This is a genomic window from uncultured Streptomyces sp. (genome assembly GCF_947488945.1).
In the GTDB taxonomy this organism is placed as follows: Bacteria; Actinomycetota; Actinomycetes; order Streptomycetales; family Streptomycetaceae; genus Streptomyces.
The window spans coordinates 136,895-159,102 of sequence record NZ_CANLBS010000001.1 but is presented as its reverse complement, the minus strand read 5'-3'; the positions used below and the strand labels follow the sequence as shown (position 1 = coordinate 159,102).

16 protein-coding genes are annotated in these 22,208 nt (G+C 72.0%); 6 read left to right on the top strand and 10 right to left on the bottom strand.

Features of this window, described 5'->3' with window-relative positions:
* Positions 1-189: 189 nt before the first annotated feature.
* The 3 genes from Q0994_RS00655 to pepN all read right to left on the bottom strand — a co-directional run bounded on the left by Q0994_RS00655 (position 190) and on the right by pepN (position 7,590).
* Entirely contained in the window at positions 190-3,495 is a 3,306-nt protein-coding gene (locus tag Q0994_RS00655; protein ID WP_299527495.1) for a S8 family serine peptidase, read from the bottom strand.
* A 235-nt stretch (positions 3,496-3,730) separates the two neighbouring features.
* On the bottom strand, positions 3,731-4,789 hold the full coding sequence (locus Q0994_RS00650; RefSeq protein ID WP_299527493.1) for a hypothetical protein: 1,059 nt from the start codon (positions 4,787-4,789) through the stop codon (positions 3,731-3,733).
* Between the two features lie 212 nt (positions 4,790-5,001).
* On the bottom strand, positions 5,002-7,590 hold the full coding sequence (pepN, locus tag Q0994_RS00645) for an aminopeptidase N (protein ID WP_299527491.1): 2,589 nt from the start codon (positions 7,588-7,590) through the stop codon (positions 5,002-5,004).
* A 192-nt stretch (positions 7,591-7,782) separates the two neighbouring features.
* Here pepN and Q0994_RS00640 point away from each other — a divergent pair, with 192 nt between their 5' ends.
* Positions 7,783-8,421, top strand: coding sequence for a DsbA family protein (locus Q0994_RS00640; RefSeq protein ID WP_299527489.1), 639 nt, complete (start codon positions 7,783-7,785; stop codon positions 8,419-8,421).
* Positions 8,422-8,557: 136 nt separating this feature from the next.
* On the opposite strand, the gene Q0994_RS00635 is transcribed toward Q0994_RS00640, so the two are convergent.
* From Q0994_RS00635 to Q0994_RS00625, 3 genes are all read right to left on the bottom strand, one after another.
* A complete protein-coding gene (locus tag Q0994_RS00635; RefSeq protein WP_299527487.1) occupies positions 8,558-9,199 on the bottom strand; it encodes a superoxide dismutase in 642 nt (213 codons plus the stop codon).
* Between the two features lie 165 nt (positions 9,200-9,364).
* Positions 9,365-10,834 carry an amino acid permease gene (locus Q0994_RS00630; RefSeq protein WP_299527485.1) on the bottom strand — a complete coding sequence of 490 codons (1,470 nt, stop codon included), beginning with the start codon at positions 10,832-10,834 and terminating at the stop codon, positions 9,365-9,367.
* Between the two features lie 136 nt (positions 10,835-10,970).
* Positions 10,971-12,368 (bottom strand): amino acid permease, encoded by a 1,398-nt coding sequence (locus Q0994_RS00625; protein ID WP_299528113.1) that lies wholly within the window; start codon positions 12,366-12,368, stop codon positions 10,971-10,973.
* Positions 12,369-12,631: 263 nt separating this feature from the next.
* Here Q0994_RS00625 and Q0994_RS00620 point away from each other — a divergent pair, with 263 nt between their 5' ends.
* Positions 12,632-13,225 (top strand): biotin transporter BioY, encoded by a 594-nt coding sequence (locus tag Q0994_RS00620; RefSeq protein WP_299527484.1) that lies wholly within the window; start codon positions 12,632-12,634, stop codon positions 13,223-13,225.
* Between the two features lie 81 nt (positions 13,226-13,306).
* On the opposite strand, the gene Q0994_RS00615 is transcribed toward Q0994_RS00620, so the two are convergent.
* Entirely contained in the window at positions 13,307-14,764 is a 1,458-nt protein-coding gene (locus Q0994_RS00615; RefSeq protein ID WP_299527482.1) for an amino acid permease, read from the bottom strand.
* A 278-nt stretch (positions 14,765-15,042) separates the two neighbouring features.
* Between Q0994_RS00615 and Q0994_RS00610 the strand changes: the two genes are divergently transcribed.
* A complete protein-coding gene (locus Q0994_RS00610; protein WP_299527480.1) occupies positions 15,043-15,531 on the top strand; it encodes a ribose-5-phosphate isomerase in 489 nt (162 codons plus the stop codon).
* Positions 15,532-15,634: 103 nt separating this feature from the next.
* Positions 15,635-16,444 (top strand): Fpg/Nei family DNA glycosylase, encoded by an 810-nt coding sequence (locus tag Q0994_RS00605; protein ID WP_299527478.1) that lies wholly within the window; start codon positions 15,635-15,637, stop codon positions 16,442-16,444.
* Positions 16,445-16,469: 25 nt separating this feature from the next.
* On the opposite strand, the gene Q0994_RS00600 is transcribed toward Q0994_RS00605, so the two are convergent.
* A complete protein-coding gene (locus Q0994_RS00600) occupies positions 16,470-17,702 on the bottom strand; it encodes a GNAT family N-acetyltransferase (protein WP_299527476.1) in 1,233 nt (410 codons plus the stop codon).
* A 106-nt stretch (positions 17,703-17,808) separates the two neighbouring features.
* Between Q0994_RS00600 and Q0994_RS00595 the strand changes: the two genes are divergently transcribed.
* A complete protein-coding gene (locus Q0994_RS00595; RefSeq protein WP_299527474.1) occupies positions 17,809-18,948 on the top strand; it encodes a PP2C family protein-serine/threonine phosphatase in 1,140 nt (379 codons plus the stop codon).
* 84 nt (positions 18,949-19,032) lie between these two features.
* Here the strand turns inward: Q0994_RS00595 and Q0994_RS00590 are convergent, their stop codons facing one another.
* Positions 19,033-20,217, bottom strand: a complete 1,185-nt coding sequence (locus tag Q0994_RS00590) for a cation:proton antiporter (protein WP_299527472.1) — start codon at positions 20,215-20,217, stop codon at positions 19,033-19,035.
* Positions 20,218-20,488: 271 nt separating this feature from the next.
* Here Q0994_RS00590 and Q0994_RS00585 point away from each other — a divergent pair, with 271 nt between their 5' ends.
* Positions 20,489-20,986 (top strand): HD domain-containing protein, encoded by a 498-nt coding sequence (locus Q0994_RS00585; protein WP_299527470.1) that lies wholly within the window; start codon positions 20,489-20,491, stop codon positions 20,984-20,986.
* A gap of 59 nt (positions 20,987-21,045) precedes the next feature.
* Here Q0994_RS00585 and Q0994_RS00580 read toward each other — a convergent pair whose 3' ends face one another.
* Positions 21,046-22,191: an acyltransferase family protein gene (locus Q0994_RS00580; RefSeq protein ID WP_299527468.1), complete on the bottom strand. Its 1,146-nt coding sequence runs from the start codon at positions 22,189-22,191 to the stop codon at positions 21,046-21,048.
* Positions 22,192-22,208: the final 17 nt, after the last annotated feature.

The window sequence follows — 22,208 nt, the reverse complement described above, 5'->3', positions numbered from 1 at the left end:
TTGCCGCTTCCATGATGCGTGTGTCCCCGCCCGTCTTGTCCAATCCATTGTCCGACCTGCGGACTCCCGTCCACGGGGCCGCAGGTTCTGCCGTCCGGCCGGGGCCGGGGGAGAACATCTGCGGCGGGACGCACGGCGGGGCGGGAGCTCCGAAGAGCGCCCGCCCCGCCGCGTTCCGTGGGGGAGCCGTTACGGCGTGACCTTCTCGATCACGACGCTGCCGGTGCCCGCGGCGGTGCCGCGGGAGTTCACCAGCTGGACCTCACCGAAGAACTGCCGGCCCGCGGGGGCCTCACCGGCCACCACGACCTGCGCGCCCACCTGGGTGGAGGCGCCGTTGGCCAGGTTCACCGTCTTGGACTCGTCCACCGAGAGGGTGCCGAGGGACGGGGCGTAGTACACGTCGCGGTAGTCGTACTCCGTCGTCCCCGCGGGGACGTCGTAGCCGTCGACCAGGATCGTGTACGTGCCGGCGGCCGGGGCGACCAGGCTGACGGTCTCCTCGGAGCCCGCGGTGGTCGAGGCGCCGACCTGCGTGTCGCCGAGGAAGACGTACAGGTCGATGTCGGCGTTGGCGTCCGAGGTGGAGCCGATGGCGACGTCGAGCTTCTCGACGCCCTCACCGACGGTGACCTCGGTCAGCTGGGTGCCGCCGGTGGAGATCGACGGACGCTGCACGTCCGCCGAGCCCAGCGAGCCGCCCTTGAGGGTGCCCGTCAGGTCCGCCGCCTCGTTGGTGACGGTCCAGTCGACCGCCGCCGGGGTGCCGATCTTCGCCTCGGCGATGGTCTGCACCGCCGGGTCGAAGGTGGCGCCGAGCAGCGAGACGTCCAGCTTGTACGGGTTGTCCAGCACGCCGGACGTACGCCGCGACTCGACCTCGATCTCCCACACGCCGGGCTGCGGGTCCGTGTAGGACCGCGCGTCGGGGCGGCAGGTGTTGGTCGGGCTCTCGTAGTTCGGGTAGCAGTAGATCGTGGAGCTGTCCTCGACCGCGACCCCGTACGGGTGGATCGAGATGAACCGCGTCTGGCTGCCCGAGCGCAGGGCGCTGAGGGCGACCTCCAGCGTCTTCGCGCCTTCCGGCACGTTCACGAAGTACGACGCGGAGCTGTTGCGCTGCACCGAACCGGACGCCTTGAACGCGTAGCCGGGGGCCGTCAGGTCCGTGGAGACGACGACCGTGGAGAGGATCTGGTGGTCCACGCCGACGGTCTTGGCGTCGTCGACCCGCAGGATGGCGCTGTGCACGCCGGTGGAGCGCGGCTTCGCCTGGACCTTCACGGTGACCGGCTTGCCGAGCGGCAGCGAGACGGTGGCGGAGCCGGCCAGGCTGAAGGTGCCGTCGTTGTTCTTCCACGACAGCGTGTGGCGCACGTCGCGGTCGGCACCGGTGGTGCGGGTGACGACGACGTCGTACGTCCTCTTCTGGCCGGTCTTCAGGCCGCCCTCGCGGTCGTAGATCCCGGTGCCGAAGCCCGGGTCCTTGAGCGCGAAGTCGATCGCGGTGTCGACCGGGGCCTTCACCGTGTACTCGTTGGCGGTGGCGCCCTTCTTGATGAGCTTCCACGCGTCCACGATGTCGATCAGGCCGGAGCCCTGGGCGTGCGCGGGCACGTCCTTGATCTGCTTGGCCGAGCTGGTCAGCGCGGTGCGCAGATCGGCCGGGGCCAGCTCGATGTGCTTCTGCTTCGCGGCGGAGAGCAGCAGCGCGGTGGCGCCGGCGACCTGCGGCGAGGACATCGACGTGCCCTGCAGCATGGCGTAACCGGCGGGCAGGGAGTAACCGGCCTCCTTGACCGGAGCGCCCTCCAGCCAGGTCTGGATGGTGTTGATCGCCGCGCCCGGCGCCGTGATGACCGGCGCGAAGCCGCCGTCCTCGCGCGGACCGCGCGAGGAGAAGGGCAGCATGGCGTACTTCGTGGTGACGTTCGAGCCGTAGTTGGCGGCCCACGTCTCCTTGGAGATCGACGCGCCCACCGAGATGACGTGGTCGGCGAGGCCGGGGTCACCGATGGTGTTGACGCCCGGACCGTCGTTGCCCGCCGAGATGACGAGCTGGACGCCGTAGGTGTCGATGAGCCGCTTGTACAGCTCGGCGCGGGCGTTGTTGCCGTCGTTCAGCGGCGGCAGACCGCCGATGGACATGTTGACGACGTCGACGCCGCGGTTGACGACGAGGTCGATCATGCCCTCGGTCAGCGCGATGTTGGTGCAGCCGCCGGACCAGGTGCAGGCGCGCGAGGAGACGATCTTGGCGCCGGGCGCCGCCCCGTCCATCTCGCCGCCGAACAGGCCGTTGGCCGCGGTGATGCCGGCGACGTGGGTGCCGTGCTCGCCCTCGATGACCCCGATGCTGACGTAGTCGGCCTTGGAGCCCGCGGCGTTGTAGACGACGTTCTTGCGCGTCTCGACCACGAACGGGATGCGCTCGGCGACCTCGGTGCGCGGGTCGTCCGTGCCGAAGTAGGCGACCTGGAACTTGTCCTTGTACGGCTTGAGGGCCGTGTCGTCGGAGAAGTCCGCGTTGCTGTTCAGGTCCACCCGGACGGCGCCGGTGACCGCGTCGTACAGCACGCCCCACGTGTCGGTGGTGTCACCGTCGCGGTTGAGGTCGCCCGCCATGTCGCCGCCCTTGGTGGCCGACTCGCGGAACAGGCTGAAGTTGTACGAGCCCGTGGGCGCCGAGTAGGTCACGCCGCCCGCGGTGAACGTCGGGCCGGCGACGGCCGTGTTCATCCGCAGCCAGGTGCCGTCCCCGTCGCTGACCGGGTCGGTCGCGGTGACCCAGTCGACGATCTTGCGCTCGCCGGTGGTGGTCTTCTGGAGCGCGGGGTGGCCGAGGTCCACGCCGGAGTCCAGGACGCCGATGGTGATGCCGCGGCCGTCCGCCTTCGGGTTCTGCTTGACGAAGTCGACCGCGCCCGTCTCGAAGGACGGATTGTACGGGTTCTTCGCCGGCGTCTTCTTCGACGGGGCGGGGTAACTCGCGCTCGACCTGGCCGTCTTGGCGCCGGCGGCGCGGTCGGCGGCCGGGGTCGGGTCGTCCAGCTCGATCTCCTGCTCCAGGTCGATGCCGAGCACCGAGGAGAGCTTGGAGGCCTTCGCGATGGCGGCTTCGGCCGAGGCGGTGGGCACGGTCGCCCGGACGTAGCCGAGCTTGTCGTACGTGATGCCCGGGACGGAGCCCTTGACGGCGTCGAGCTGCGCGGCGACCTGCTCCGTCGCGCCCGGCGTCGTGGCGACCATCATGGTGATGGTCTTCTCGCCCTTGGCCTCGGCCGTGGCGAGCACGTCGGAGTCCGCCTTGCCGAGCTTGTCTCCCCGCTCGCCGGCCGCGGCCGGCTTGACGGTGGAGGGAGCCGGATCGTCGGCGGCGAAGACGGGCGCGACGCCGGTGGCGGCCAGCGCGGCCACCAGACCGGCTGCGGCCGCGACCCGGGCCACTCGTCTCGCCCCGGGTATGGAGCTGGGGGATTCCTTGGTCATCAGCATCCCTGTCGAATCTGAAAGAGAGAGTCCGGAATTCGGTACCGGATGACCGCTCACCCTTTCGTAAAGGACAGGGGTTTGTGGAGAGTTGACGGAGGCGAGTATCCGACATGGCGTAGATCCGCCACCGTGTCCGGTGCGTCACCAGGGGCGAACGGGGTCAAAACGGCCCGCTGGTACGGGTGGTGGCGCGTTCACGCCGCGTCCGCCGCGTCCCCCTCATCCGGGCGCGGGCGGCTCAGCGGGGCAACACCCGGACATAGGCGGCCGGTTCGCGGTCCTCCGCGGCCATCAGGGCGGTGCGGACCACCAGGGCCGGGTGCGCGGGCTCCTCGCGCAGCCGCTTGGGGGAGACGCGGACCACGGTGATCCCCAGGCGCTCCAGGTGCTCGCGTTCCGCGCCGTCCGCGGGCCCGGTCCGCCCCTCGTCGTCCTCCGCGCCGCGCCGGGGTACCCGGGTGTCGAGCACCACCGCCACCGCCTGCTCCGGCCAGTAGGCGTCCACCGCGCCCACGCACGGGCCGCCCGGCAGCCGGATGTCCACGTTCCACACCGGTTCCGGCAGGCCGTGCCCGTGGACCACCGCGTACAGCCGGTCCTCCGCGAGCGACCGCCCCTCGGCCAGCAGTGCGTCCATCGCCGCGACCACGGCGGGCCGCCCCAGCAGCTCGGCCAGGTTCAGTTCCCGCACGACGGCCGCCGGCTCGACGTGGCCGACCCGTACCGCGTCGGTGAGCAGCCGGTGCACCGAGGCGGCGTCCGTCATGTCGGCCGCGGCGTCGGCGACCGCCCGTTCCACCGGCGCGGCCGGGAACCCGCCGGCCCGTACCGGGTCCGGCACCGTCGAGGACCGCACCACCCGTACGAAGCCGGTCGACCGCAGCCGCCGGGTGCGCGGCACCAGGACGTCGACCCGGCGGAGGGCGGCGAGCCCCGGCACGGAGTCGAAGCCGTGCAGCGCGAGGGCGGCGCGGCCGGTGAGCATGGCGTCCCCGTAGACCTCGGGGCCGGGCGCCGGGGCCTCGCGGTCCCGTGCCGCGCGGGCGCGTCCCGCTGCGGGCGGGCGGCCCGCGTACACCAGCGCGGCGTGCAGCAGTTCCTCGCCGGTGGCGTGGCCGGGGTGCAGCAGGTGGACGCCCGGCAGCAGGGTCCGCCAGGGGCCGCCGGGCGCGCAGCGGGCGGTGATCTGCGCGGTGGTGAGGCCCCGCTCCCGCAGCAGGGCGGTCGTGACGACCCGCGAGACGACGGAGCCGGTCCGGTGGGCGGGGCAAGGGGTGAGGGGGACGTTCCGGTTCATGCCCCCGAATGTCCCGCCCCCGGCCCCGTCTTTAACCTCTGTTACAAGGTCGTCGACATTCCCGGACAACACCGCTTTTTTGCACGCGAGTTCGGGGATCGAAAACAGTCGTAACGGTAGGAATCGTCCGGCGGACACCGCAGCGCGCGGCAGCGCGGAGCAGCCCGGAAGGCGCGCCCGTCACCGGTGCGCGCCCCCCCGGACGGTGCACGTCAGGCGGTCGCGTCGCGCCGCTGCCCGCGCAGAGCCCGCGCCAGATCGTCACGGGCCTCCAGGACCAGCCGGCGCAGCGCCGGGGCCGCGTCCTGGTGGGCGGCCAGCCAGGAGTCGGCGGCGGCGAGGGCGGGCTCCCCGTGGAAGGAGGGGAACAGTCCCTTCACCACGTTGATGCCGATCTGGATGGACCGCTCCTGCCACACCCGCTCGATCGCGGCGAAGTACCTCTCCACGTACGGGGCGGTCAGCTCGCGCTGCGAGGGCTCGGCGAAACCGGCCGTCACCGCCTCGGCCAGCGCGTTGGACAGCAGATCGGACTCGACGACCTGGGCCCACGCCTGCGCCTTCACGGCCGCCGACGGCCGCGAGGCCAGGCACCGGACCTGGTGCCGCTTGCCGGACGCCGTGTCGTCGCGGGCCAGTTCGGCGTCGACCGCCTTCTCGTCGGCCACGCCGTGCGTGACGAGCGGGGAGAGCAGCGTCCAGCGCAGCTCCTGGTCCACCTCCAGCCCGTCGATCCGTGCCGTGCCCGCCAGCACCCCCTCCAGAAGCTGGAGATCGGCCGGCGAGGACGCCACCGCGGCGAAGAAGCGGGCCCAGGTCAGCTGGTGCTGGCTGCCCGGCGCGGCCGCCCGCAGCTCGCCCAGCGCGCCCTCGGCGAGCAGCCGTGCGCCCTCCTCGCGCCAGGCGGGGGCGGCGTAGTGGGTCAGGGCGGACTGCGCCCAGGCGTGCAGCATCTGCAGGACGCCGATGTCGCTCTCCCGCCCGGCGTGCGCCAGCACCAGCCCCACGAAGTCCCGCGCGGGCAGGATCGCGTCGCGGGTGAGGTTCCACAGCGCGGACCAGCACAGCGCCCGCGCGAGCGGATCGGTCAGGTCGCCCAGGTGGGCCCGGAGCGTGTCGAGGGACTCCGCGTCGAACCGGATCTTGCAGTACGTCAGGTCGTCGTCGTTGACCAGGACGAGATCGGGGCGCTCGGCGCCGGCGAGTTCGCCGACGACGGTGCGCTCCCCAGAGACGTCCGTCTCCGCCCGCGCGTAGCGGGTCAGCGTGCCGTCCGCCGCGCGCCGGTAGAGGCCGATCGCCACCCGGTGCGGCCGCAGTTCGGGGTAGGAGGCGTCGGCCTCCTGGACGACCGCGAGTTCCGCGATCCGGCCGTCGGCGCCGTGGACGAGCTGCGGGGTCAGCGAGTTGACACCGGCCGTCTGGAGCCAGGAGCGTGCCCAGCCGCCGAGCTCGCGGCCGCTGACCTCCTCCAGGGCGCCCAGCAGGTCGCCGAGCTCGGTGTTCCCGTACGCGTGCGCCGTGAAGTACCGGCGCGCGCCCTCCAGGAAGGCGTCCCGGCCGACGTAGGCGACGAGCTGCTTCAGGACGGCGGCGCCCTTGGCGTAGGTGATGCCGTCGAAGTTGAGCTTGGCGTCCTCCAGGTCGCGGATGTCGGCCGTGATCGGGTGGGTGGAGGGGAGCTGGTCGGCCCGGTAGGCCCACGCCTTGCGGTTGTTGGCGAAGGTCACCCACGCCTGGTCGAAGCGGGTCGCCTCGACCAGCGAGAAGGACCCCATGAAGTCCGCGAAGGACTCCTTCAGCCACAGGTCGTCCCACCACCGCATGGTGACCAGGTCGCCGAACCACATGTGCGCCATCTCGTGCAGCGTGGTGTTGGCGCGCCGCTCCAGCGCCGCGTCGGTGGTCCGGCCGCGCTGGATGTACTCCTCGCGGAAGGTGACCAGACCCGGGTTCTCCATCGCGCCGAGGTTGTACTCCGGCACGAACGCCTGGTCGTACTTGCCGAAGGGATAGGGGTAGTCGAAGTTGTCGTGGAAGAAGTCGAAGCCCTGCTTGGTGACCAGGAAGCAGTCCTCGGCGTCGAAGTGCCGGGCCAGGCCCTTGCGGCACATCGCGCCGAGCGGGATCTCCAGCGTCGACCCGTCCGGGAGCGCCCGGGTGTAGGTGTCGGTGACGTAGTGGTAGGGCCCCGCCACCACACAGGTGATGTAGGTGGAGATCGGCTTCGTCTCGGCGAACCGCCACACCCCGTCGGCGTCCCGCTCGCCGGCGCCGTTGCTCCAGACCCGCCAGGCGTCCGGGGCCGTCACGGAGAAGCGGTAGGGGGCCTTCAGGTCCGGCTGCTCGAAGTTGGCGTACACCCGGCGGGCGTCGGCCGGCTCGTACTGCGTGTAGAGGTAGACCTCGCCGTCCTCGGGGTCCACGAACCGGTGCATGCCCTCACCGGTGCGGCTGTACGCGCACCGGGCGTCCACCACCAGGACGTTCTCGCCCTCGGCCAGGGCGTCCAGGGCGATCCGGGCGCCGTCGAAGACGGCCGAGGGGTCCAGGGCGACGCCGTTGAGCGTCACCGCGTCCACCGCGGGGGCGATCAGGTCCGCGAAGGTGGACGCGCCGGCCCGCCGGGACCGGAAGCGGATCGTGGTCACGGAGCGGAACGTGCGCGGGCCGGCCCCCTCCTCGTCCTGACGGGGCCCGCCGACGGCGGACCGCAGGTCGAGGGCGACCTCGTAGCCGTCGACGGTCAGCAGTTCGGCCCGCTCGCGGGCCTCGTCGCGGGACAGGTTCTCACCGGGCACCGGCACTCCTTCGTGTCACGATCGAATCGTCCGATCCTCGCACGCGCCCCTCGCGCCCGGTATCCGGTATCCGGGCTTCCGTGTCCGGACACGGGGACGGAGCGGCGCGGCCGAGTCCCGCGGACGGGAATGGCACGGGCGTGCGCGGTGTTCTGTGCGCTGAGGTGCGCACCTTTTCCGCTGAGGAGAGACATGTCTGAGAACAAGACCCCGGCCGACTTCTGGTTCGACCCGCTCTGCCCGTGGGCGTGGATGACCTCGCGCTGGATGCTGGAGGTCGAGAAGGTCCGCGACGTCGAGGTCCGCTGGCACGTGATGAGCCTCGCGGTGCTCAACGAGGACCGGCTGGACGAGATGCCCGAGGAGTACCGCGAGATGATGCGGACGCAGGCCTGGGGCCCCGTCCGGGTCGTGGTCGCGGCTCAGCAGAAGCACGGCGACGACGTCGTCGGTCCGCTCTACACCGCGCTCGGCACCCGCTTCCACAACAACGGCGAGGGCCCGACCCGTGAGGCCGTGGTGGGCGCGCTGAAGGACGTCGGCCTGCCCGTGGAGCTCGCCGAGTACGCCGACTCCGACGCGTACGACACCGAGCTGCGCGCCTCCCACAAGGAGGGCATCGACAAGGTCGGCCAGGACGTCGGCACCCCGGTCATCGCCGTGCCCGGTGCGGACGGCGAGCAGATCGCGTTCTTCGGCCCGGTCGTCACGCCGGCCCCGAAGGGCGAGGAGGCGGCCAAGCTCTGGGACGGCACCCTGCTGGTGGCGTCGGTCCCCGGCTTCTACGAGCTGAAGCGGACCCGCACCCAGGGCCCGGTCTTCGACGCCTGAGCCGTCGCCCGCCCCCGTACCACCCCTTCCGCATGCGAAGAACCCCCGCGAGTCACGTCCTCGCGGGGGTTCTCCGTGTTTCCGCCTGCCGGTGAAGCGCTGAGAAGACGATCACGGGGCAGGACGTCCGGGGCCCCTAGGGGGCCAGCAGCAGCACGTCGGGGCGCTCGGCCGCGGCGGCGTGGCGCTTGGCCACGTCCTGCCAGTCGACGACCTGCCACATCGCTTCGATGAAGTCGACTTTCTGGTTCTTGTACTGGAGGTAGAAGGCGTGCTCCCAGGCGTCGAAGACCAGGATCGGGACCGAGCCCTGGCCGACGTTGCCCTGGTGGTCGTAGACCTGCTCGACGATCAGCCTGCCGCTGACCGGCTCGTATGCCAGGACGCCCCAGCCGGAGCCCTGGGTGGTGGTGGCCGCCTTGGTGAGCTGCGCCTTGAAGCCGGCGAACGAGCCGAACGACTCGGTGATCGCGTCCGCGAGGCCGCCCACGCCGTCCGCCGCGAGCGGCTCGCCGCCGCCGTCGCCGGTCATGTTGTGCCAGTAGATCGAGTGCAGGATGTGGCCGGACAGGTGGAAGGCCAGGTTCTTCTGGAGCCCGTTGACCGCCCCCCACGCACCCTTGTCCCGCGCCTCCTCCAACTGCTCCAGGGCGTCGTTGGCGCCCTTGACGTAGGCGGCGTGGTGCTTGTCGTGGTGCAGCTCGACGATCTGCGGGTCGATGACCGGTTCCAGCGCCGCGTAGTCGTAGGGGAGTTCCGGGAGCGTGTACGTGGCCAAGATGCGAGCCCTCCAGATGCAGCCAAGTTGTTATTGCGAGTCATTCGCAAATGCAGGCTAGCAGGAAGAAGCTGCCCAGGTGATCGTTCCGGCCCGTCCGGGGGCACGCGAAAAGGCGCCCGCTCCGGAGGATGTCCGGGGCGGGCGCCTGTCGGGCCGGGCGGATCAGGCGTCGGTGGCCTGCCCGGTGCGACCGTCGCGGCCCGCGCGCTTCTGCCGCACCAGGCCGACGACGATCAGGGCCGCCGTCAGCACCCCGGTCGCCAGCAACTGGTCGCGGGTGTCGGGCTGGCGCAGCATCAGGACGAAGATCGCCACCATCGCCACCAGGGCGAGGACGGTCGCCGCCGGGAAGAGCCACATCCGCACCACCAGGCTCTCCGGCGCCTCGCGCTCGGCGCGGCGGCGCAGCACCAGCTGCGAGACGGCGATGAAGATCCAGACCACCAGGATCACCGCGCCGATCATGTTGAGCAGCCACGGGAAGACGTCGTCCGGACGCCAGTAGCTGAGCAGCACGCACACGAAGCCGAAGGCCGAGGAGGCCAGCACCGCGTTGCGCGGGACACCGGACGAGAGCTTGCCGAGCACCTTCGGGCCCTGGCCGCGGGCGACCAGCGAGCGGGCCATCCGGGAGGAGCCGTAGATGTTGGCGTTCATCGCGGAGAGCAGCGCCACGAAGATCACCACGTCCATGATCCGGCCGGCGCCGGGGATGCCAAGACGGTCCAGGGTGGCGACGTACGGGCCGTTCTCGACGACCTCCGGGTCGTCCCACGGCACCAGGGTGACGATGACCGCCATCGAGCCGATGTAGAAGAGCGCGATCCGCCACATCGCCGTGCGCACGGCCGACGCCACGCCCCGCACCGGGTCCTTGGACTCGGCGGCGGCGATCGTCACGGTCTCCAGACCGCCGTACGCGAAGACGGAGGCGAGCAGACCGATGATGAAGCCGTCGGCGCCGTTCGGCAGGAAGCCCCCGTCCCCCGTGAGGTTGGTGAGCCCCGGAGCGTCCGTGTCGGGGAGCACCCCGAAGACGGCGAGCGCGCCCAGCACCAGGAACAGGGCGATCGCGCCGACCTTCAGCGCGGCGAACCAGAACTCGAACTCGCCGAAGTTCTTCACCGCCGCCAGGTTGGTGCCCAGGAACACCAGCATGAACAGCGCGACCCACATCCACTGCGGGGTGCCCGGCAGCCAGCCCGTCACGATGTCCGCGGCGCCGATGCCTTCGAGGCCCACCGCCACGCTGAGCAGGACCCAGAACGACCACCCCGCGGTGAAGCCGGCCCAGGGGCCGAGCGCCCGGTCGGCGTGGACGGAGAACGAGCCGGAGGCCGGGTTGGCCGCCGACATCTCGCCCAGCATCCGCATCACCAGCATCACCAGCAGTCCGGAGACCGCGTAGGCGACGACGATCGAGGGTCCGGCCGCGGCGATCCCCGCGCCGGACCCCACGAACAGCCCGGCGCCGATGACGCCGCCGAGGGCGATCATCGACAGATGGCGCTGCTTGAGGCCGTTGCCGAGCGAGTCGGAGCCGCCGGGGGAGCCGGGCGCCGGAGCGCCTGAGGACGCCGTGCCGGAGGGCGCCGGACCGGCTGTGGGGGAAGACGTGGGAGTCCGAGGCATGGACGAGCTCTGTTCGATAGGTGAGACAGGTCGGACCCACAGTCTGGACATGTCACCGCTCAGAGGGAACGGATGTCCGCCATACGGTCACCAGGCTCGCACAGGAGACACACGCGATCACACCGCGGAAGCGGTGCTAGCGCCCGCCCGTCGCGCGCCGGACACGCCACTCCCGCGCCCCCGCCACCAGCAGGACCAGGACGGTCGCGCCCGCCGACCACAGCACCTGCGGCCGCGCCGCGTCGTCGGTGAGCATCAGCAGCAGCACGCCGAACAGGGCGGCGAGCGTCACCCACGTCAGGTACGGGAAGCACCACATCCGCAGGGCGAGCGCCTCGGGAGCCTCCTGCTCCAGCCGGGCGCGCAGCCGCAGCTGGGAGAGGGCGATCAGCGCCCAGACGAAGAGCAGGACCGCGCCCACCGAGTTGAGCATGGAGAGGAAGATCGTGTCCGGCCACCGCAGATTGAGCAGAACCGAGACGAAGCCGAACGCGACCGAGGCCAGCACCGCCCGGCGCGGCACCCGGCCCCCACCGCCGGCCGATACCTTCAGCAGCCCGCGCGGCGCCTCGCCCCGCTCGGCCAGCGAGAAGATCATCCGGGACGATCCGTAGAGGTTGGCGTTGAGCGCGGACAGCAACGCCACGAAGATCACGACGTTCATGATCTGACCCGCCGACGGCACCCCGATCGCGTCGAGCACTTTCACGTACGGGCTGAGCCCCGCCTGCTGGGCGGTCCACGGCAGCACCGTCACGATGACCAGCATCGAGCCGACGTAGAAGAAGAGGATGCGCACCACCGCACTGCGCACCGCCCTCGCCACCGCGCGCGCCGGGTCGGCGGTCTCGGCGGCGGCGATCGTGACGACCTCCAGTCCGCCGAAGGCGAAGACCACGGTGAGCACCCCGGAGACCACCCCGTCCCAGCCGTTGGGCAGGAAGCCGCCGTCGCCGGTGAGATGGGTGAGGCCCACCGGGTCGGTGTCCGGCAGCAGCCCGAAAACGGCGAGCGTGCCGAGGACGAGGAAGGCGAGGATCGCCACCACCTTGAGGGTGGCGAACCAGAACTCGAACTCGCCGAAGTTCTTCACCGAGGTGAGGTTGGCGACGGTGAACACCACCATGAACAGCAGCACCCAGGCCCAGGGTTCGACGGCGGGCACCCAGCCGTGGGCGATCTGCGCGGCCGCCGTCGCCTCCACGGCGAGCACCACCACCAGCAGGAACCAGTAGAGCCAGCCCGCGCTGAATCCGGCCCAGCGGCCGAGGGCGCGTTCCGCGTGCACGGAGAAGGAGCCGGAGGCGGGCATCGCCGCCGACATCTCGCCGAGCATCCGCATCACCAGCATCGCGAGCGCTCCCGCGACGAGGTAGGACAGCACGATGCCGGGCCCCGCGACCGCGATCCCGGCGCCCGAGCCGACGAACAGCCCCGCGCCGATCACCCCGCCGAGGCCGAGCATGGTCAGGTGGCGCTGCCGGAGCCCGTGCGAGAGCGGCTCGGACGGCATGGGGGGAGGCGCGTCGTGCATGGGGGACGAATTCACTCTCGGATCATTTATGGGGAACCTACAGTCTCACGCGTCGCCGTAGCGGTGCCAAAGCGCTGCCAACCCGCTCCCACCTGAGTGATGAGCGTCACGCCGGAGCATGATTGCGTCCGGCTCTTTGTGTGAACTCCACCAACTCCTCAACCGCCGCTTTGTGGGCGGCAGATGGTGATCGGGCATGGAGCGCTGGGCTAACGTCGGCTGCGGATCACCCTGCCCCTGCCGTCCACACCCGCGGAGTCCCGATGAGCACTGCTGCCGCCCCCATCCGTACCGGAGCGGTCCTCGCCGACCTGCTTCCCGCCGCCCGCCACCGCTACGCGGTCGACACCGCCCTGGTTCTCGGCGGCGCCGCGCTGACCGGCATAGCGGCCCAGATCGCCGTTCCGGTCCCCGGCTCCCCGGTGCCGGTGACCGGTCAGACCTTCGCCGCGCTCCTCGTCGGCTCCGCGCTCGGCGCGCGCCGCGGCTTCCTCGCGCTGGCCGCGTACGCCGTCATCGGCATGGCGGGCATGCCCTGGTTCACCGGCGGCACCTCCGGCGCGGGCGGCGCCTCCTTCGGTTACATCCTCGGCATGCTGCTCGCGGCCACCGTGGTCGGCGCGCTCGCCCGCCGCGGCGGCGACCGCTCGGTGGCCCGGACCGCCGGGACCATGGTCGTCGGCTCGCTGCTGACCTACGCCGTCGGCGTCCCCTACCTGGCGCTCTCCACCGGGATGTCGGCGAGCGCCGCCGTCGCCGCGGGACTCACGCCGTTCCTCGTCGGCGACGCGCTCAAGGCGCTCCTCGCGATGGGCGCGCTGCCCGCCACCTGGAAGCTCGTCGGCCGCCGCGACTGACCCTCCAGCAGCGGTACACACGCGAGAGGCTCGCCCCGACGACCGGGGCGAGCCTTCTTCGTGGCTACGACTGCTTCGCGGCTACGGCTGCTTCGCGCCGGCCTTGCGCCTGCGGGCCTCGCGCACCAGCGAGACCGCCACCACCAGCACGGCGACCAGCAGCGACAGCAGCACCTGCTCGCGGGCCGCCTCGTCGGTCAGCATGTAGACGAGGACGAACGAGATCATCCCGATGGTCGCCCAGGTGAGGTAGGGGAACAGCCACATCTTCACGACGAGCTTCTCCGGGGTGTCCCGCTGGATCTCGGGGCGCATCCGGAGCTGGGTGAAGCAGATGACCAGCCACACGAACAGGGCGACCGCGCCGGAGGAGTTCAGCAGGAACGCGAAGACGGTGTCCGGCCACTGGTAGTTGAAGAACACCGCGACGAAGCCGAAGACGACCGAGGACAGGATCGCCGCCTGCGGCACGCCCCGCTTGTTGACGCGGGCGAAGGCCTTCGGGGCGTCGCCCCGGCCGCCGAGCGAGAACGCCATCCGGGAGGCCGTGTACAGGCCGGAGTTGAGGCAGGAGAGCACGGCCGTCAGCACGATCACGTCCATCACCTGGCCGGCGTGCGGGATGCCGATCGAGTTGAGCGCGGCCACGTAGCTGCCGTCCTCGGTGATCGAGGGGTCGTTCCACGGCAGCAGGGTCAGCACGACGAAGATCGAGCCCAGGTAGAAGACGGCGATCCGCCAGATCACGCTGTTGGTGGCCTTGGAGACGGCCCGCTGCGGGTCCGAGGACTCACCGGCGGCGAGGGTGACGATCTCGCTGCCCATGAAGGAGAAGACCACCATCAGCACTCCGGTGAGTACGGCTCCCGGCCCCTTCGGGAAGAAGCCGCCCGCGTCGGTGAGGTGACCGAACCCGGAACCGGGGTTGTCGGAGCCCGGCAGCACACCGAAGACCGCGAGCAGGCCGATCACGACGAAGGCCCCGATGGCCACGACCTTGATGCCGGCGAACCAGAACTCGAACTCGCCGTACGAGCCGACCGAGATGAGGTTGGTCGCGGTCAACACGACCATCACGATCAGCGCCCAGCCCCACTGCGGGACCGCGGGCACCCAGCTCTCCAGGATCGCGGCGCCGGCCGTCGCCTCGACGGCCAGCACGACCACCCAGAAGAACCAGTACAGCCAGCCGATGGAGAAGCCGGCCCAGCGGCCGAGCGCCATGTCGGCGTAGGCGGAGAACGATCCGGAGCTCGGCCGGGCCGCGGCCATCTCGCCGAGCATCCGCATCACGAGGACGACCAGGACGCCGACCAGGGCGTAGGAGACGAGGATGGCGGGGCCCGCGGCGGCGATGCCCGCTCCGGAGCCGACGAAGAGGCCGGCCCCGATGACCCCGCCGATGGCGATCATCGACAGGTGGCGGTTCTTGAGCCCCGCCTGGAGGCCGTTGCCTTCCCCGGGGCCGCCCGGCGGGACGGGCGTGTGCGGGTCGCCGGGCTCGTGGCCCGGCCGCTCCGCGGTCGTCTGCGACGTCATGGATCGAGTCCTCACGTTGTCGGATCGCGTGACCGGTGCGCCACCGCGAGGGGTGTGCGGGGCGAGGCCACGTACGAAAGCAGAAAACGACGGCAATCGGAACCCTTGATTCCGGATCGTCCTCGGGATCGTCCGGGATCTCCCCCGGATCTCCCCGGATCTCCCACCGGATCGCGACCGCACCGCCGACGGCCCGCCGCCCCGCACCCGCAGGCCTCCGGCGCGGGGCCGCGACCCCGCTGACGGCTACCCCGCCGCTCCCGTGCCACACTTTGCCCATGCGCGTGTACCTCGGCTCGGACCATGCCGGCTACGAACTCAAGAACCACCTCGTCGAGTGGCTCCAGGCCCACGGCCACGAGGCGGTCGACTGCGGTCCCCACATCTACGACGCCCAGGACGACTACCCGCCGTTCTGCCTCCGCGCCGCGGAGAAGACCGCCGCGGACCCGGACAGCCTCGGCATCGTGATCGGCGGCTCGGGCAACGGCGAGCAGATCGCCGCCAACAAGGTCAAGGGCGTCCGCGCCGCGCTCGCCTGGAGCGAGCAGACCGCCGCGCTCGGCCGCGAGCACAACAACGCCAACGTGGTGGCCATCGGCGGCCGGATGCACACGGTGGAGGAGTCCACCACGTTCGTCGAGATCTTCCTCAGCACGCCCTACTCGAACGAGGAGCGGCACACCCGCCGCATCGAGATGCTCTCGGCGTACGAGGAGACCGGCGTGCTCCCCCCGGTCCCGGCCCACCACCCGCAGCAGGACTGACGCCCGCGGCCGGCCCCCGTCCGGCCCCCCCCACCCCGCTCACCGTGCCGCCGGATCCCCGGCGGCACGGTGCGTTTCCCGTTTCCCCCACAGGAGCGCGCCCGTGCCCGAGGGCCACACGATCCACCGCCTCGCCGCCGACCACGAGGAGCGGTTCGCGGGCGCCCCGGTACGCGTCACCAGCCCGCAGGGCACCTTCGCGGCGAGCGCCGCCCTGCTCGACGGCCGCACCCTCGTCCGGGCCGACGCCCACGGCAAGCACCTCTTCCTCGGCTTCGGCGACGCCGGCTGGGTCCACATCCACCTCGGACTCTTCGGCAAGCTGGGCTTCGGCACGGCCCCCGCCCCGCCGCCCACCGGCACCGTACGGCTGCGCCTGCTCAACGACGCCCACCACGCGGACCTGCGCGGTCCCACCGCCTGCGCCCTGATCACCGGCCCCGAGAAGGACGCGATACACGCCCGGCTCGGCCCCGACCCGCTGCGCCCCGGCGAGGACGGCGAGCGCGCCCGCCTCCGGATCGCCCGCAGCCGGGTCACCGTCGCCGCCCTGCTGATGGACCAGAAGGTCGTCGCGGGCGTCGGCAACGTCTACCGGGCCGAAGTGCTGTTCCGCCACGGCATCGACCCCTACCGCATGGGCAAGGACCTCACCCGCGCCGAGTGGGACGCGATCTGGGCCGACCTGGCGGAACTGATGCGCGAAGGGGTGCGGAACAACCGCATCGACACCGTCCGTCCCGAGCACCTGCCCGAGGCGATGGGCCGTCCGCCCCGCGTCGACGACCACGGTGGCGAGGTCTACGTCTACCGGCGCACCGGACAGCCGTGCCACGTGTGCGGCACCCCGGTCCGCACCGCCGTCCTCGCCGCCCGCAACCTCTTCTGGTGCCCCACCTGCCAGCGCCGCTGAGACCGCGCGGTCCGGCCGGGAGCGGTCAGAAGCCCCGCGGCAGCCACGGCTCCACGGCGGACGAGAACGCCGCCGACGCCTCTTCCAGCGCCCCGGGCCGCAGTTCGCGCACCCGACCGGCCGCCGCCAGCGACATGAGCGACACCCCGCCCAGGTAGGCCGAGGCCAGCTCCCGCACGGAGAGCGCCAGTTCGGCCGGAGCGTCGGTGCGGACACACGACGCGTCCCCCTCACCGTCCGCCCGCAGCCGCCAACGCCCGGCGTTCCACGGGCAGAAGGCGTCCTCGACCTCCAGCGCCACGTCCACCGGCGCCCGGTAGGAGCGGGCCTCCAGCGCCGCGCCCAGCTCCACCAGGCGCACGTACAGCGAGTCGCGCACCCGGATCGCGCACCGCCGGACGTCCGAGACCAGGTGCAGCACCGCGTCGTCGAGCGGCCGGTTGCGCGCCTCCACCGTGGACATCAGATCGATGGAGAAGAGGAACCGCCACAGCGCGGCGTACGCGACCGGGTCCAGCGCGCCCAGGCCGTTCACCACCACCCGGCCCTTCGGCCCCGACGCGTCCCAGTCCGGCACCGTGCGGAACGTGACGTAGCCCAGCAACACGCCGTCGCGCTCGGCGAGGACGCACTGCAACGGCGAACCGCCCTGCCGCGCGGCCGGCGGGTCCAGCAGCGGGGCCCGGTCCCAGCCCGGCCCGTGCGCCGGGGTGCCGGGGCGTCCCGGCACCAGTCGCGCGTACACGCTCTCGCAGGCCGCCACCCGCTCCTCGGGGCGGGCGTGCCGCAGCACGACCGCGTCGGTGCCCGGCGGAACGTCCAGCCGCACCCGTGCCGTGTCGATGCTCAGCGACATCTGACGGGTCGCGGCGCCGTAGCCGAAGCGGCCGTAGATCGCGGGCTCCGACGCGGTCAGCACCGCCAACGGCTCTCCCCACGACCGGACGTCGTCGAGCTGGCGCCGCATCATCGAGGTCAGCAGCCCCCGTCGGCGGTGGGTCGCCGCGACGCTGACCATCGTCACCCCGGCCGCCGGCATCGCACGGCCGCCCGGAACGGTCACCCGGAAGGTGAATGCGCCCGCCGTGGCGACGGGGTCGGGACCGTCCCAGATGCCGAGGGACCGCGCGTGCTCGGTCAGCGCCTCGTCCTGCGCCCGCTCCTGCGGAGGGGTCTCCACGCCCCCGAACGCCCTTTCCAGGCAACCGAACCACTGGTTCCACTCTTCCGGGCGCAGCACCCGCAGTTCCGTCGTCATGCCCCCATCCCTACCAGCGGCTTCCCTCGGGAGCGAGCGCGTTCCGGGGCCGCCGGCATCGGGGTCCCCCTGCACGCCGGGCCGCAGGGTGGATAAAGTCCCGGTCATGGCCCGCCGCGATGCGTTGGACGCGTACGTGGCCCGGTGGAGCAGATCGGCCCACCGGGCGCGCGTCGCGCTGCGCAGATCCGGCGTCGACTACTTCCGCGGCGACGGCGCCGACTGGATCGCCCTCGTCGGCCTGCTGCTCACGATCCCCGCCCTCACCGCGGCCACGGTGTGGAACGCCGAGTGGTTCTCGCCCACCGCCCTCGTGCTCCCGATCGTCGCCGGCGGTCTGCTGCTGCGCCCCGCGAGCCTGCTGTCCCTCTACGCGGTCGCGGCCGGGGCGCTGATCGTCGAGTCCTACGCCCTCGGCACCACCGAGGCGATCACCGTCACCCCCGGAACGGTGCTGGTGGTGGGCGCCTGCGGGTTCTTCGGACTCGTCCTCGCCCAGTTCCGCGCCCGGGTCGGCGTGCCCTGGCGGCGTGGCGGCACCATGCTCTTCGACCTGCGCGAACGCATCCGGGTGCAGAGCGCCCTGCCGAGACTGCCGGCCGGCTGGCACCGCGAGATGGCCCTGCGCCCCGCCGGCGGGCAGTCCTTCTCCGGCGACTTCGTCGTGGCGGCCCGCACCCACGGCGGCCGGACGCTGGAAGTCGTCCTCACCGACGTCTCCGGCAAGGGCATGGACGCCGGGTCGCGCGCCCTGCTGCTCTCCGGCGCCTTCGGCGGGCTGCTCGGCCAACTGCCCCCGCACGGCTTCCTGCCCGCCGCCAACGCCTACCTGCTCCGCCAGGACTGGGACGAGGGGTTCGCGACCTCGATCCATCTGGTGCTGGACCTGGAGTCCGGCGACTACGAGCTGCTCTCGGCCGGCCACCCGCCCGCGCTCCAGCTGCACGCGGCGGGCGGCCGCTGGGAGGAGAAGGCCGCCGAGGGGCCGCTGCTCGGCGTCTACGACGGGGCCGAGTTCGACGCGGTGAAGGGGGCCCTGGCCCCCGGCGACGTGCTGATGCTCTTCACCGACGGTCTGGTCGAGGCGTCCGACCGGGACATCGCGGACGGCATCGACCGGCTCACCGGCGAGGCCGACCGCTATGTCACCACCGGCTTCGAGGGCGCGGCCTGGCACCTGATCGAGGCGTGCGCGAAGGACGTCAACGACGACCGCGCGCTGCTGCTGCTCCAGCGCCGGAGCTGACGGCGGACCGGAGCTGACGGCGGACCGGAGCCGACGGCGGCCGGTCCCGCCGGGCGGCGGGGACGGACCGCAACGGCGCACCCCTCAGACCGGTACCGCGGTCCTCTCCTCGTCCTCCCGCCGGGCCGGATCGCGGCCGCCGGGCAGGAAGCGGGCCAGCCAGTGCGAGCGGCCGGCCGCCAGCGGCGCCAGGACCGCGAGCAGCAGCACGTAGCCGGCGATGAACGGGGAGAGCCGCTCGTCGAGACCGGCCCCGGCCGCCATGGTGGCGAGGATCAGCGCGAACTCCCCGCGGGCCAGCAGCGTGGTCGAGATGTTGGCCGTGGCCTGCGGGCCGAAGGAGTAGACGCGGGCCGCGGCGAGCCCGGCGCAGACGTTCATGACGATCGTCACGGCGACGGCCGCCAGCACCGGCCACAGCACGGTCGGCAGGTCGCCCGGGTCGATGGAGAGGCCGAAGGCGAAGAAGAAGATCGCGCCGAAGGCGTCCCGCAGCGGGTGGACCAGCTTGAGGATGCGCTCGCCCGACGTGGTGCTGCCGAGCATCAGACCGACCATGAAGGCTCCGATGGCGTCGGCCACGCCGAACCACTCGGAGACGCCCGCCACGAAGACGGCGGCGCCGAGGAACGAGATGACGAGGAGCTCGTCGTCCCTGGTGTGGATGAGCCGGGAGACGAGCCGGGTGCCGAAGCGGGCGGCCAGCGCCAGCAGCAGCAGGAACCCGAACGCCTTCCCGCCGTCCATGGCCGCCGCGGCGAGGCTGTCCGCGCCGGACAGGATGGGCTGGAGCGCGGCCAGGTAGAGGGCCAGGAAGACGTCCTCGACGACGATGATGCCGAGGATCGGCTTGGTCTCGGGGTTGCCGATGCGGCCGGAGTCGACCAGCACCTTGGTCACGATGGCCGAGGACGAGATGCCGAGGACACCGGCCAGCACCAGCGCCTCGGAGGTGCCCCAGCCCAGGGCGAAGCCGAAGCCGAGTCCGGCACCGACGTTCAGCAGCAGATAGGTGCCCCCGGCGAGCGCCATCTTGCGCCCGCCCGCCTTCAGGTCGTCGAGGTGGAACTCCAGCCCCAGGTAGAAGAGCAGCAGGACGAGGCCGAGGGCCGAGAGCATCTCCAGCTCGTGCGGGTCCTCCACCAGCACGTAACCGGGTGTGTGCGGGCCGAGCAGGATCCCGGCCAGGATGAACAGGGGGATGGTGGGCAGCCCGATGCGGCCGCCGACGCGGGCGAGAACGGCGGCGGCCAGGAAGGCGCCGCCCATGGCGATGAGAGTGTCTGCGTGTCCGATGAGCCTGGTCCTTCACTGGGTCAAGAGAGTGTCAAGAAATCGTCAGTAATTAGTTTACCGAAGGGTTGACGCTGCAATTGTGGCCATCGGAAAGGGGGGTTGATGTATCGCTTTGCACTCTTTGTCGCTTATTTGCCCGCCTCGGTGTGTCCGGCGTCACGGACCAACTCCCCCGGCGGGCAGGCCTCGTGACGGCTCCCGCCGTCGTGCCCCGTGGCGGCTTCCGCCGTCGTAGGGTCGCCCCATGGTGAACATCCCGCTGGCCCTCGCCGAGGTGGAGGCGCTCGCCCGGCGCGCCCACGCCGGGCAGACCGACAAGGCAGGCCGGCCGTACGCCGGCCACCTCGCCGCCGTCGCCGCGGGGGTGCGCGAGCGGGGCGGCAGCGAGGTGCAGATCGCCGCCGCCTGGCTGCACGACTCGGTCGAGGACGGGGTGCTCTCCGCCGAGTGGCTGGCGCGCGCCGCACTGCTTCCGGGCGTCGAGGAGATGGTGCTCGCCGTCACCAAGCGGCCGGGCGAGAAGCCGGCCGACTACGCCGCGCGCATCCTCGCCGTCCCCGGAGCCCTCCTCGTCAAGGAGGCCGATCTGGCCCACAACGCCGATCCCGCCCGGCTGGCCGCCCTGGATCCGGCCACCCGTACCCGTCTGACCGCGAAATATGCGCTGATGCGCGCGCTGCTCGGCCTGCGGACGGACGTGCCGCCCCACGACCGCAAGGATCCGGCCAACCCGCCCGGGTAGAGGCCCGAGCCCGGCGGAGCGGCCCCGGGGGGACGCTCCGCCGGGGTCGGGCGAAGGGATCAGCTCTTGGCGGGACTCCGCCGGAACGCCCAGTCCATCTCCGGCTCGGTGGCGAACCGCATCACCCGGCGCACCGGGGGAGAGCAGAGCAGGGTCACCGCGACCGCGGCGGTCACCGAGACCACGACCAGCCCCGTCGGACCGGACAGCCAGGCGTTCTCGTCGAAGAGGCCCACGTACTCGGCGCCGCGGATCAGGAAGCCGTGCAGCAGGTAGCCGCAGATGGTCCCCGCGCCGAGGGCGGTGAACCAGGTCGGGCGGCCGGGCACCCAGGCGAGGAACGCGGCGGTCAGGACCAGCGCGCAGCCGAACATCAGCAGCGTCATCACGACGCCCGACCACCAGGGCGCGCCCATCTCCTGGGCGCTGTCGCTGCGGTAGAACCAGCCGAGCTGCATGCGGGGGGCGGCCCAGTAGGCGAAGGCGAGGGCGCCGGCGAAGGCCGGGACGGCCAGCAGCCGCATTCGCCGGGTCCGCACCAGGGCGAAGTGCTCGGGCTTCAGCACCACGCCGAGGACGAAGAAGGGCAGCAGTTGCAGGACGCGCTGGAGGTCCAGGTCGTCCCCGATGGAGGGGCAGACCGAGGCCAGCGCGGCGATGGTGAGGGCGACCGGCAGCGGGTGGCGCAGGTTGCGCCAGATCGGCGTCGTCATCCGCCAGATGAACAGCGCGATCAGGAACCAGGTCAGGAAGAGCGGGTCCAGCAGCGAGATCGGACCGTCCGGCTCGCCGCCCGCGTACCGGCGGAAGAGCGAGTAGGCGGTCTCGAACAGCACGTACGGCACGACCACGCCGGTGACGAGCCGCTTCACCCGCGCGGGGGTCGGGTCGAAGCTCCGGGAGAAGTATCCGGACACGATGATGAACGCCGGCATGTGGAACGTGTACACGACCATGTACAGCGCGCGGGCCGTCCGGCTGCCGTCCATCACCGGCTCCCAGGCGTGCGCCACGGCGACCAGGACGATGGCCAGATACTTCGCGTTGTCGAAGAAGGCGTCACGCTTCTTCGCCGGGGCGGCGGCCGTACGCGTCCGGTCCGGGGAGGCGCCGGCAGGGGTCACCGGAGCCGCCGGTCCGGGCTCCGGCTCCGCGGTCGCCGGGGGAGGCGTTGCCCTGTGAATATCGCTCGGAGCGGGAAACATCTAACGGACCCTAACCC